General features: G+C 52.0%; 10 protein-coding genes and 2 pseudogenes. 5 read left to right on the forward strand and 7 right to left on the reverse strand.

Annotated elements, in window-relative coordinates; genetic code table 11:
- Window positions 1-4: 4 nt before the first annotated feature.
- Window positions 5-702 (reverse strand): IS1 family transposase gene (locus LRS40_RS17580; protein ID WP_223216367.1). Its coding sequence is split into 2 segments (ribosomal slippage): window positions 5-453 and window positions 453-702, totalling 699 coding nucleotides; the frame shifts between segments, so codons are not numbered across the junction.
- 55 nt (window positions 703-757) lie between these two features.
- Here LRS40_RS17580 and LRS40_RS17585 point away from each other — a divergent pair.
- Window positions 758-1153 (forward strand): annotated as a pseudogene (locus LRS40_RS17585) (hypothetical protein); the annotation flags it as partial.
- Between the two features lie 11 nt (window positions 1154-1164).
- On the opposite strand, the gene LRS40_RS17590 reads toward LRS40_RS17585, so the two are convergent.
- From LRS40_RS17590 to LRS40_RS17600, 3 genes are all read right to left on the reverse strand, one after another.
- Entirely contained in the window at window positions 1165-1731 is a 567-nt protein-coding gene (locus LRS40_RS17590; protein ID WP_231312203.1) for a DJ-1/PfpI family protein, read from the reverse strand.
- Between the two features lie 44 nt (window positions 1732-1775).
- Complete coding sequence (locus tag LRS40_RS17595) at window positions 1776-3008, reverse strand: sensor domain-containing diguanylate cyclase (RefSeq protein WP_142489751.1); 1233 nt, start codon at window positions 3006-3008, stop codon at window positions 1776-1778.
- 293 nt (window positions 3009-3301) lie between these two features.
- Window positions 3302-4576 (reverse strand): diguanylate cyclase domain-containing protein, encoded by a 1275-nt coding sequence (locus LRS40_RS17600; RefSeq protein WP_231312204.1) that lies wholly within the window; start codon window positions 4574-4576, stop codon window positions 3302-3304.
- 599 nt (window positions 4577-5175) lie between these two features.
- On the opposite strand from LRS40_RS17600, the gene LRS40_RS17605 reads away from it, so the two are divergent.
- From LRS40_RS17605 to dbpA, 4 genes are all read left to right on the forward strand, one after another.
- On the forward strand, window positions 5176-6144 hold the full coding sequence (locus LRS40_RS17605) for a methyl-accepting chemotaxis protein (protein WP_231312205.1): 969 nt from the start codon (window positions 5176-5178) through the stop codon (window positions 6142-6144).
- Window positions 6145-6313: 169 nt separating this feature from the next.
- A complete protein-coding gene (gene zntB, locus LRS40_RS17610; protein ID WP_142489748.1) occupies window positions 6314-7297 on the forward strand; it encodes a zinc transporter ZntB in 984 nt (327 codons plus the stop codon).
- 281 nt (window positions 7298-7578) lie between these two features.
- A complete protein-coding gene (locus tag LRS40_RS24725; RefSeq protein WP_285111870.1) occupies window positions 7579-7755 on the forward strand; it encodes a hypothetical protein in 177 nt (58 codons plus the stop codon).
- A 28-nt stretch (window positions 7756-7783) separates the two neighbouring features.
- The gene (gene dbpA, locus LRS40_RS17615) at window positions 7784-9157 is read left to right on the forward strand and encodes an ATP-dependent RNA helicase DbpA (protein ID WP_231312206.1); all 1374 of its coding nucleotides are present in this window, start codon (window positions 7784-7786) and stop codon (window positions 9155-9157) included.
- 45 nt (window positions 9158-9202) lie between these two features.
- On the opposite strand, the gene ttcA is transcribed toward dbpA, so the two are convergent.
- The 3 genes and pseudogenes from ttcA to LRS40_RS17630 form a co-directional block, all read right to left on the reverse strand.
- On the reverse strand, window positions 9203-10138 hold the full coding sequence (gene ttcA, locus LRS40_RS17620; RefSeq protein ID WP_231312207.1) for a tRNA 2-thiocytidine(32) synthetase TtcA: 936 nt from the start codon (window positions 10136-10138) through the stop codon (window positions 9203-9205).
- 49 nt (window positions 10139-10187) lie between these two features.
- Window positions 10188-10835, reverse strand: a pseudogene (locus LRS40_RS17625) (site-specific integrase); the annotation flags it as partial.
- Between the two features lie 258 nt (window positions 10836-11093).
- On the reverse strand, window positions 11094-11636 hold the full coding sequence (locus tag LRS40_RS17630; RefSeq protein ID WP_231312208.1) for a hypothetical protein: 543 nt from the start codon (window positions 11634-11636) through the stop codon (window positions 11094-11096).
- Window positions 11637-12986 lie beyond the last annotated feature (1350 nt).

The following is a 12986-nucleotide window of genomic DNA, read 5'->3' on the forward strand; positions in this document are numbered from 1 at the left end:
CAACTTACTGATAGTGTTTTATGTTCAGATAATGCCCGATGACCTTGTCATGCAGCTCCACCGATTTTGAGAACGACAGTGACTTCCGTCCCAGCCTTGCCAGATGTTGTCTCAGATTCAGGTTATGCCGCTCAATTCGCTGAGTGTAACGCTTGCTGATTACGTGCAGCTTTCCCTTCAGGCGGGATTCATACAGCGGCCAGCCATCCGTCATCCATACCACGACCTCAAAGGCCGACAGCAGGCTCAGAAGACGCTCCAGTGTGGCCAGAGTGCGTTCACCGAAGACGTGCGCCACAACCGTCCTCCGTATCCTGTCATACGCGTAAAACAGCCAGCGCTGACGTGATTTAGCACCGACGTAGCCCCACTGTTCGTCCATTTCAGCGCAGACAATCACATCACTGCCCGGCTGTATGCGCGAGGTTACCGACTGCGGCCTGAGTTTTTTAAGTGACGTAAAATCGTGTTGAGGCCAACGCCCATAATGCGGGCGGTTGCCCGGCATCCAACACCATTCATGGCCATATCAATGATTTTCTGGTGTGTACCGGGCTGAGAGGCGGTGTAAGTGAACTGTAGCTGCCATGTTTTACGGCAGTGAGAGCAGAGATAGCGCTGATGTCCGGCAGTACTTTTACCGTTACGCACCACGCCTTCAGTAGCTGAGCAGGAGGGACAACTGATGGAGATGGAAGCCACGGGAGCACCTCAAAAACACCATCGTACACTAAATCAGTAAGTTGGCACCATTACCGTCAGAACGTTCTGCTCGCGAATGGATGAACTTGCGCAGCAAATCAGCCAGTGGTTCGCGGGTTCCGGAATCGAGGTGACGCTATCCACCAGACATCTCCATGACCTGAGCGCGGTGGGCTACAGCCTGAACAGCGGCATATGCCGTTATGACATCACCGCCATCCGGTTGCAGAACGGCGACCGTAGCGTCCGACTTCTTCCAGAGCAGCTCTGGAATGGCGCTGAGACAGGCATTGTGACCCTGCATGTCGATGCGCCCGGTATCCGCCAGACGTTTTATCTGAGCATGGCGCCGGAAACGGGCTGGTTTATCCGGCGTCAGTATCAGAGCGCAAAAGACAACGTCATCATGACCGAAGAGCGCTTTTTTGAGACTGTAGACAGGCTGGCCTGAAACCACCTGCCTTACTTCTGCAACACTTCAGCAAACTTCGCCAGCCACTGCGGATGCGCAGGCCAGGCCGGAGCGGTAACCAGATTGTCATCGACATACGCCTCATCGATACCAATATCAGCGTAGTATCCGCCGGCGAGTCGGACTTCCGGCGCGCAGGCCGGGTAGGCGCTGCAGGTCCGTCCTTTCAGGACATCAGCGGCGGCCAGGAGCTGAGCCCCGTGACATACGGCGGCAATCGGCTTACGCGCCTGGTCAAAGGCCTGCACCAGTTTGATCACCTGCTCAATGAGGCGCAGATATTCCGGCGCCCGTCCGCCCGGAATTAACAGGGCGTCATAATCCTCTTCTTGCACCTCAGCAAAATCGGCGTTGAGAATAAAACGGTGGCCAGGTTTCTCGCTGTAGGTCTGGGCGCCGTCAAAATCATGTATCGCCGTCATGATAAAGTCGCCTTTGGCTTTGTCAGGACAGACCGCGTCAACCTGATGGCCAATCATCTGTAATGCCTGAAACGGCACCATGGTTTCGTAATCTTCTGCATAATCCCCGACCAGCATCAGGATCTTTTTGCTCATCTTAACCACTCCTCAAGGAATACATTGAAAGACAGATGGCGACATCACGCCGCCAACACTTTATTACGACCATCATTCTTGGCGCGATACAGCGCATCGTCCACGCGCTTAAACAGATCGTCGATATTTTCCTCCGGGTTATGCCGCGCCACTCCGATGCTGACGGTAAAGCGGGGCAGGCCGGAGATAGCAATGCGGGCAACCGCGGCGCGCAGGGTTTCTGCGATCTGCATCGCCGCGTCCAGCGACGTGCGGGGCAGCAACAGCACAAACTCCTCGCCGCCCCAGCGGAAAACGTAATCATCTTTTCGACAACAGCTTTCCAGCATTCGCGAGAGGGCAATCAACACCTCATCGCCTTTCTGATGTCCAAACACATCGTTGATGCGCTTGAAGTGGTCCGTATCCACCAGCAGCAGGCTGAACTCCTGCTGGGCCGGAAGATGATTCGGTGAGGCTTGATCGGTGAGGTTATAAAACTGACGGCGATTGAGCAGGCCGGTTAACGAGTCGCGCAGCGCGGCGTGTTCGAGCTCCTGTTCAAGTCGTTTTTGCTCGGTTATATCGTGAATGATGCACAGCATCAGTTTATCGCCGTAAATCTCAATCGGGCCGGCATAGGTCTGTACGTGACGGGTGGTGCCGTCAGCCAGTCGATGGACAAAGTTGAGCGGCTTATGGCCGCCGGGCAGGCGCGCGATCTCGGTCATTACCGGCAGAATATTGCGCCCGAGGGTGTTGATCTCCCAGGTGTGCTTGCTGCACATCTGTTCATGGGAGTAGCCATAAAAATTGAGTGCCGCGAGATTGGCATCCACCACCTGACCGTCCCGAGCGGGATCGATTAACAGCATTGGCGCACTGTTGGTCAGGAAAAAACGTGCGTAGAACCCCTGCTTTTTGCGCTGGTAAGTCCCGGAGCTGGTGGCTTTAAGACCCGTTACCGGTTGCCGGGCGATGCCCTCAAAAACAATCACCTCGCCGCAGGTATCAAAAAAGGCCAGCGACAGTCGGCAGCTGAGGCTGATCTGCTGGTTATTTACCAGCACGCTCCAGATTTCAATAATCTCTTGTTGGGTCTTTAAATCGGGCACATACATCGCAAGCGTTGCCTGCGCATGTGCCGAGCAGACTCCTTTGCGCAGGCTGTCCAGCGTCGCGTCCTGCATGATCTTTTTTGCTGCCGTATTGGCGAACAGAACATCCTCCGTGACCGGGGATACTACCCACACGGGCGTTTTAAGCATATCCAGCGCAGCAAACCCTGAAAGCGACATAGGCCAGTCTCAGTTATCAGCACGTCACGTGCCTGAGATCCACGACGGAGCGGCACGCGTGGGCTTCTCTGAAACATACTCTACTTCATCCGATCGGGCAGGATTTTTTTGTGATATCCGTGTGAAATTTGTATTAATTATACCAGCTGGAACAGTTTTATTTTCCGCCGATGTTAGTGCATTAAAAAAAGCTCACTTTTCCATTCGTTAATGACCTGCAAAATATATAGCGTTCCAGGGCGCAGGCATATTTTTGTCAGGCTTCAGCCCAAACCGGCACTATATTCTGTTGCTCACATCCCCGGATGGTAAACCGTCCAGCCATTGCGTCTCTCATTCCTGGCGTTAAACAACGCCATATCCGCTTTCAGTTTAAGCTCATGCAGGGTCAGGCCGTGTTCAGGGTAGAGACTTATCCCGGCGCTGAGGGATATATTCAACGCATGATCGCTAAGGTAAAAAGGCTGGGCAATATCACTCACCAGCGTTGTACAGAGTGCTGACATCTGGGCTTCGTCACAGTCTGGCCCCGAAATCACAAACTCATCCCCGCCCATACGGGCAAGGGTCATGGCGGGGTGCAATCTGGCCTTGATGCGTTTAACGACATTGATCAGCAATGCATCCCCGACAAAATGGCCCCAGGTGTCATTAATACTCCTGAAGCGGTCGAGATTGAGAAAAATAAGCGCAAAAGGGCGGTTGTTTTCATCTGCCAGGCGCAGACCATCCAGCAGCATGAGGTCCATTTGATGGCGGTTCGCCAGTCCGGTGAGGGCGTCGTAGCGCGCCTGGATCTCCAGCTGGTTGTTCAGCTGGCGCAGGTTCTCGGTCAGTTGGTGGGCGCGGTTATGTGAATCGATGTGAGAGATAATTAACATAATGCCGAGCAATAACAGCGTTGTGGCTGAAACCCAGACAGAGAGTCTCATTTCGCCGATCCCGGCGGATATGGCATGTGCGCCCGAATGGAAATCCGCGGCGGCCATGCCGGTATAGTGCATCGCGCACACGGCCGCACCCAGCACCCCGGCGGCGATAATCCGCTTCTTCACCACACCTTTATGTTGATGGCGAAAATGAAAGGCCAGTCGCAAGCCGGTGCCAGAAGCGATGAGCGAAATCACCCCCGACAGCAGCACAACGGGAATATTCCAGCGGATCGCGCTATGGGCCAGCAGGGCAGACATCCCCACATAATGCATCGAGACGATGCCCGCACTGAGGATGACGGTGGCCAGCAGCAGGCGGGGCAGGGAGAGCGAACCCCCTGACACGGCAGTATTGATAGCCAGCGTTGCCGCGACCAGCGAGATGCCGAATGAGGTGAGGGTGAGCTCCGGATCGTAACTCATCATTACCGGCATGCGCATCGCCAGCATGCCGATAAAATGCATCGACCAGATCCCCGTGCCCAGCGTTACGCCGCCAGCGAAGCGCCAGAACAGCGAGGCTCGCGAGTTGGCGAGCCGTATTTTCCCTGCACTGTCCAGCGCGACAAATGCGGCGAAAAACGCGACCAGGCAGGAAACGCCTATGAGGATGGGATCCCACGCGATGTACATCATCAAAATTCTCACGCTTAACAGTCACAGAAAAACACTGGCGGCGTTAAAACGAACCGCACAGGTATACGAGGGTATCTATTTAATTCAGTATCGGATTAGCGCTGGGAAAACATTAATGTTTTTTTCAGTAAAAACGTAAAATATGTTCCTTAATGCGTTAGTTAAGCGTGGCTAAATTGCCATCATCTGGAGTGGGAATAGGGCTTAAGTATGAAGGTCTGAATAGCTGCATTATCGCTCACCGCTTTGACATTCCCTGGTTACGGCAACATCAGTGTATAGTACTTTAATTATTGCTTTGGTGGGCGCATTTGTTCTACCTAACGCAAATAGCAAGAGGTATACCATTTATGAGTTGTCTCTACGAAATGAAGATGAAAAATTAAAAAGGCAATGCTATATATTCCTTATCATCTAAAAATTCCGTTGTGGGATATATTATGCTCAGGAACATTAGCGTAAGGACTTTTATTCTTTCTTATCTGATGGTTGTCTTTCTCTTAATTGATGGGTTGGTCATTTCTTTAGCACCGCAAACATCTCTGTTAATTTCACTTAATATTCTATTTATCGTCGCGTTCATGTTCCTCCGGGTTTACATGACCCGGTACCTGGTTGTGCCCATCAATACGGTAAAAAGAAGCATCGAAGAAGTTGTCTCCGGCAATCTGGGCGTTACTATTCCTGAATTTGGTAATAACTGCGCGGGGCGATTGATCCCGGGCATTAACACCCTGTCGGGCAACATCGCCACGCTGGTGCGTGAGATCCGCTCCTCCTCCGCAACCGCAATGAGTCTGTCTGAACAGCTGGCCGCCCGCAGTTCGGCACTGGCAGCGAAAACGGAGCTGCAGTCCGCGTCGCTGATCCAGACCTCTGCCAGCATGGAACAGATGGCAGCCACCACTAAAAACACCGCTGATAACACTCGCCTCGCCAATGAAAAGGCAAACGTGGCGACTCTGCAGGCAAAGAGAGGAGGCGAGCTGATGGGGCAGGTTGCCAACAATATGCACTCCATTACTGAATGCGCCCAGCAGATGACCGAGATCATCACCATGATTGACGGTATCGCGTTCCAGACCAATATCCTGGCGCTCAATGCCGCGGTTGAAGCTGCCCGGGCCGGCGATCATGGCAAGGGCTTCTCCGTGGTGGCGGGGGAAGTGCGCAGCCTGGCGCATCGTAGTGCCGAGGCGGCAAAAAGCATTAAATCCCTGATTGCCGTGACCAGCAGCAACGTCAGTCAGGGGGCGATGGTGGTGGCCGAAGCCGAAAAGAACATGCATGAAATCGTCAGCGGCTCAGGACAGGTCAGCAAGCTGATGGATGAGATTTCCACCTCGACCTATGAACAGGAGAAGGGCATCGCGCAAATCACTCAGGCCCTGACCGATCTGGAAAACGTCACCCAGAGTAACGTGGGGATGGTGGAAGAGCTGTCCGGCTCCTCGACGGTGCTAAAAAATCAGGTGGTTGAGTTGCAGGCCCGTACGCGAAATTTCCATCTGGAACCGGCATCCTCTGCGCCATTATTCGATGGGCAACATCACCCCGCGCGTGCCTGACACGCCATCTGATATAAAAGCCTGGTTCGCCAGGCTTTTTTGTCCGCCGCAGTTGATTCAGGAATAGTCTCTTTTATGAATAAATTCAGCGCGATGGCGGGGTAAATGGTTGCTTAACTTGCCGGTGTGGCTAGACTGACAGCAAAGAACAGCTACTGGCGGAGGCGCTGTGGAAGGCTTAAAAGGATCGGAAGTTAACGTTCCTGACGCAGTTTTTGCGTGGTTACTCGATGGGAAAGGTGGGGCGAGACCGCTCACCGATAACGATATTATCGATCGGCAACATCCCTGCTGGCTGCACCTGAATTATACCCAGCCGGAGAGCGCTCACTGGCTGGCTTCAACCCCGTTATTGCCCAACAACGTGCGCGACGCGCTGGCGGGGGAAAGCCTGCGCCCGCGCGTGACCCGTATGGGCGAGGGGACACTCATTACCCTGCGCTGTATTAATGGCAGCACCGATGAGCGGCCGGATCAGCTGGTGGCGATGCGCCTTTATATGGATGAGCGACTGATTGTCTCGACCCGGCAGCGAAAAGTGCTGGCGCTGGACGATGTCGTCGGAGATTTAAAAGAGGGCACCGGCCCGGAGGATTGCGGGAGCTGGCTGGTGGATGTCTGCGACGCGCTCACCGATCATGCCAGCGAGTTTATCGAAGAGCTGCACGATAAGATCATCGATCTGGAAGATAATCTGATCGATCAGGTTATTCCGCCTCGCGGATTTCTGGCGCTGCTGCGTAAACAGCTGATCGTGATGCGCCGCTACATGGCCCCGCAGCGCGATGTTTATGCCCGGCTGGCAAGTGAACGACTGCCCTGGATGAATGACGATCAGCGTCGCAGAATGCAGGATATTGCCGACCGCCTCGGACGCGGCCTCGATGAAATCGACGCCTGTATTGCCCGTACGGCGATACTGACAGACGAAATCGCGCAGGTCATGCAGGAGTCGCTCTCCCGCAGAACCTACACCATGTCGCTGATGGCGATGGTCTTTCTGCCCAGCACCTTCTTAACCGGGCTATTTGGCGTCAACCTCGGAGGGATCCCCGGCGGGGAGTTCCGCTTCGGCTTTTCACTGTTTTGCATCATGTTAGTCGTTTTAATTGGTGGTGTTGCGTGGTGGTTACATCGCAGTAAATGGTTGTAAATTTACACTATTCTGGCGTTCAGATGCGCCTGAAACGCTATTTTAATTGAGCGAGGTCAATAAACCTTTTACCCATAAGGTGCACTATCTCTCCCGCAGGTGAATGCAACGTCAAGCGATGGGCGTTGCGCTCCATATTGTCTTACTTCCTTTTTTGAATTACTGCATAGCAAAATTGATTCGTACGACGCCGACTTAAATAAGTCGGCTTTTTTTTGCCTGCAACCCCGCAGCGACTACCCTAAAAGAGACAATCCATTCTTCTGGAGGGTAATATGGCTATGCTCTTGACACTGCTGCTGCAACAAACCCGGCAATCGGATCCGATACCCGTCGATCCAGTGCCCGTTCCTGAACCGATCCCACGCCCGCAGCCGATGCCGGATCCGCCACCGGATGAAGTCCCGATTAAAATGTCGCATCAAAGGCGGAGATCTGCGAGGATACGCGCCTGCTGACTGTGAGTTTTTTACCGCGAGAATAACTGTGACTGCTTTTTCAACGCTGAACGTACTGCCTGCCGCCCAACTCGATAATCTTAACGAGTTGGGTTACCTGACGATGACCCCTGTACAAGCTGCCGCGCTGCCAGCGATCCTGGAAGGACGCGATGTCCGCGTACAGGCGAAAACCGGCAGTGGCAAAACGGCGACATTTGGTCTTGGCCTGTTACAGCATATTGATGCCAGCCTTTATAAGACGCAGTCGCTGGTGCTTTGTCCAACGCGCGAGCTGGCGGATCAAGTGGGGGCAGAGTTACGTCGCCTGGCGCGTTTTCTGCCAAACACCAAAATTTTAACCCTCTGCGGTGGCCAGCCGTTTGGCGCCCAGCGCGATTCTTTACAGCATGCGCCGCACATCATCGTCGCCACTCCGGGGCGTTTGCTTGATCATCTGCAGAAAGGTACGGTCTCCCTCGACGCGCTCCAGACCCTGGTGCTGGACGAAGCCGACCGGATGCTGGATATGGGCTTTAGCGAAGCCATCGACGAGGTGACGCGTTTTGCCCCGCCGTCGCGCCAGACCATGCTCTTTTCGGCCACCTGGCCCGAGGCGATTGCCGCCATCAGCGGGCGCGTACAGCAAAACCCGATCGCCATCGAAATTGATACCGTCGACGCCCTCCCGGCGATTGAACAGCATTTCTTCGATACCACCCAGCGGGGAAAAATCCCGCTGCTGCAAAAGCTGCTCAGCGTGCATCAGCCCGCCTCCTGCGTGGTGTTCTGTAACACCAAAAAAGATTGTCAGGCGGTCTGTGATGCCCTGACCGAGGCCGGACAGAGCGCATTGTCGCTGCATGGCGACCTTGAGCAGCGCGACCGCGATCAGACCCTGGTACGTTTTGCCAACGGCAGCGCCCGCGTGCTGGTGGCGACAGACGTAGCCGCCCGCGGTCTGGACATCAAATCTCTGGAGCTGGTGGTGAACTACGAGCTGGCCTGGGATCCTGAGGTGCACGTACACCGCATCGGCCGTACTGCCCGTGCGGGTAATAGCGGTCTGGCGATCAGCTTCTGTGCCCCGGAAGAGGCGCAGCGGGCTAACATCCTGGCAGAAATGCTGCAAATCAAGCTGAACTGGGTCGATGCTCCGGCAAACGTCGGTATTGTGCCGCTGGCCGCCGAAATGGCGACGCTCTGTATCGACGGCGGGAAAAAAGCCAAAATGCGTCCAGGTGATGTGTTGGGCGCGCTGACCGGTGATATTGGCCTCGACGGCGCTGATATTGGCAAAATCGCGGTGCACCCGGCACATGTGTACGTGGCGGTACGTCAGTCGGTGGCGCAAAAAGCGTGGAAACAGCTGCAAAACGGCAAGATCAAAGGCAAAAACTGCAAGGTTCGTCTGCTGAAATAAGCGGGCGGAAGAGCGTCTCAGCGGTAGCGCTGAGACGCTTAAAGATTACTTCACTTCAATAACGTTCAGACGCATCTCATCCAGCTGAGTGTCATCCTCTTCCGGCTGCCAGCCCGCGGGCTGCATCGGGATCTCTTCGCGATCGAATGCCAGATCGCCGCCGTTCACCATTTCTGAACCGTGCTTAATCCCTTTGAAATCAAACAGGTTGATATCGCTCAGGTGCGAAGGCACCACGTTCTGCATCGCGCTGAACATGGTCTCGATGCGGCCCGGGTAGCGTTTGTCCCAGTCGCGCAGCATATCGCCAATCACCTGACGCTGCAGGTTCGGCTGGGAGCCGCACAGATTGCACGGAATGATCGGGAAGGCTTTGGCCTCGGAAAAACGCTCGATGTCCTTTTCGCGGCAGTAGGCAAGGGGACGGATCACAATGTGCTTCCCGTCGTCGCTCATCAGCTTCGGTGGCATGCCTTTCATTTTGCCGCCGTAGAACATGTTCAGGAACAGCGTCTGTAAAATGTCATCGCGGTGGTGGCCGAGGGCAATTTTGGTCGCGCCGAGCTCGGTGGCGGTACGATACAGAATGCCGCGACGCAGACGCGAGCAGAGCGAGCAGGTGGTTTTCCCTTCCGGGATCTTCTCTTTAACGATACCGTAAGTGTTCTCTTCGACAATTTTGTACTCAACGCCCAGCTGCTCCAGGTATTCCGGCAGGATATGCTCCGGGAAGCCCGGCTGCTTCTGATCCAGGTTGACGGCCACTAACGAAAAATTGACCGGCGCGCTTTGCTGAAGGTTGCGCAGGATTTCCAGCAAGGTATAGCTGTCTTTACCGCCAGACAGGCAGACCATAATGCGGTCGCCTTCTTCAATCATGTTGTAATCTGCAATGGCTTCACCGACGTTGCGGCGCAGACGCTTTTGCAGTTTGTTGAGGTTGTACTGGTCTTTCTTGGTAATTTCTTGATTCTTTTGCATTTATTCTTTACTCAAATATCAAATGGGGCACCAGTGGGGCAAAACGCTTTTAAAGCGCCAACTTCGCGTTCAGCATGGCCACCTGTTCACTGTTCTTTTCTTCTATCCATGTAGCATAGATTTCATACACCATCTGCGCATTTTCGTGCCCCATCTGATTAGCAATAAAAGACGGGTTAGCGCCTGCCGATAACAACCAGCATGCGAAAGTGTGCCGTGTATGGTACGGATTGCGGCGGCGAATACCAGCACGTTTTACAGCAGAGTCCCAGCACGCGGCAATACTGCCCACTAAGTAGTGCGCTTTCTGTGCGCCGTTTCTTACGCGTGGCATGAAAACAAAATGCATGTTCTGCTTTTTAGTCAGCCCATATTCACGATGGTGATAGGCGATCTCCGTTTTTGAGAACTGGGCCGTCAATTCGCTTTGAGCCTTAAGCGCGTCGATCGCCGGTTGAAGTAACGTGACAGTTCTGAAGCCTGCCTCTGTTTTAGGCGGGCCGAACCTACCGAGAGTATTCAGATTCCTCTTTACGCTAAGGGTACCAGCAACCACATCGATACCCTCCCAGGCAAGCGCCGCCAGCTCTACATGTCTAAGCCCCGAATAAACAGCAAACTGCCACAAATTTCGCTTTTGCCCATGATTTGCTGCCATGAGCAGATCAAATTCAGCCTGGGAAAGCTGATCGGGTTTAGGGAGGCTTTACGCGGCTGCTGGCATCAGCATCAAGAGGGAGTAGATGGCAAAGTAAAAACTTTGGACATGTGCTGCGGCGGCTACATGTTTCGGTTTAAAAAATCAGCATGAACTTAGAGCAATATAGCTAAGTTGCAGACAAGCTGTAGACTCATTATCATTCCTGGCTAATGAATAAGCTACCGGAAGGTAGCTTATTCATAGTTACAAAGTCATCGGCAAGCTATTTATGTCGATTTTTTAATTATGGATAAATTATATTTTTGCTTTGTTATCCATTACATATATTTGAGTGCAATAGTTTCCTGTTTGAGTATACATTTTTAATATCCCTCCTTTGTTTTTAGACCAAAGGACGCCTGCGCTGTCTGCCACATATTTAAAATGACCATCTTGATTAAGCAGGCCGGCACAATTTCCCTCTTGCGCGATAATAGACGTAGAAGATGCATAGCAATAACCGCCGCTTTGGGAAAAGTGTACGGACTGAATAATTGTATCTCCGACACTACCATAAGTTATATCAATATCAATGTTATCTCTTGATTTTTCAGGGAAATACCGTACATTTGTACGACTCTCTTTGGCAGAAGTAGAGTTATCAAAAGTTGCCTTAATTAATGCATTGCATTTAGTAAATCCAACATCATTTGCCATTTTTACGGCATCTACATTCACTGCTGCGTGGGTAGAGAAGGATGCCAGAAAAACTGATGAGATAATTAGCCTATTCAATTTTTGAGTCCTTTTTTCGAATGGTCCCAATCTTATCGGCAGCGAATACAGAAACTTAAGCATTAATTCACTCTTTACTGATAGTTCCCTTAATGCTTTTTAGTGTCTTAGAAGGTTCGAAAAACCAGAGTTTCCGCCGTTCGTCAAGGTTCTGGTGAGGGCAAAGCTGTCGTAGATGTGCGTTCAGCAGGGCATGAGCGCCAGGCATGTGAATTCAAGATGGGTGAATTTTAGCGTGAGGTAAATTACGCTGAAAGCTGCACACGTCATATCTGGGAGGTATGGACAGAAAGCCGCGCCACCATGCTCGATTCTGAACCGGTGAGTCGGCTAGATATAGGTTAGTTATAACACATCGGACAAATTGGCGATTAAAGGGAACTGGGATATTTTTCCGATTCACATTTTTCATAAGGAAATTTCAAATACTCCATATCACTTTTAATATCGGCTGTGCGCACCCAGTCCCACCATTTGCTCTTGGATTCATCAGTGTTACGTTCATTTCTTTTGGACTGAATTATATCTAAAATATGTTCTTACATTTCCGGGTGTTTGTTGTACAGCTTCTCAAGAGAGGCTATAAGAACGTTCGATCTTAAGCAAAGCTTAAAAAGCTTTACGCATTTCCAAAATATCGGCTTCATATTTTTTTTGAGCTGGCCTTCATACTTTGCTTGCATCGCATTTTTTTGAATCCTCAGTCTCGAAAGATCGGCATCAGCGTCCAAACGCTGATTTTGTAAATCAAACTCGTGAGCTAGTTTTTCTTTATGTGCAGTCTCGCTTGATCTGTGTGCTTCTCTATCCCTTTGCGCGGCATCAAAGTCGTGGTTAAAGAATGGATTATTGCTTTTCCCCAGAAACCCATAAGCATATCCTCAATTTAATTTGCATGAACCCACCGAGAATTTCAGACTCATCTTCCCAAAACCAGAAGTATATGGTAATGCAAGCTACTTTCGTTCGCGGAAGCGCTGGTGCGGCAAACCTTCAGGAGGTTTGCCATCAGCAGGGGCAGGGCGCATAATCTACCATACAAGCAATATGGGAATCCCCATCTCGACAGCCAGGGCCTCTCCGGAAGCCTTTTCTTGCGTTGATTATTCGAACTTAACCAGCCATAATTACCGTGTCATAGGAGTTGAACGCCCTACGGTGCAGGCGCGTCATATTGGGGACAATATGACGACAAACACTTTGGGGTTAATCCCCAAAATTATTTACTTATCCGTTACCTGTGTCTTTTGTTTAAGTATCGTCATGTTCTTAGCTGCGTTTGTTTTCCTTGGGCTAGGTGCTAGTGATATGAGTGATACAGTTGTAGGCGCACTTGTTAGTGTGATAATTGCTCTTAGCAGATTAATGATTGTGATTGTTAAGCTGGTTGGGCAGGGTGCGTTACACGGAAGC

Origin of the sequence: Leclercia sp. G3L (assembly GCF_021117075.1) — a bacterium.
In the GTDB taxonomy this organism is placed as follows: domain Bacteria; phylum Pseudomonadota; class Gammaproteobacteria; order Enterobacterales; family Enterobacteriaceae; genus Enterobacter; species Enterobacter adecarboxylatus_C.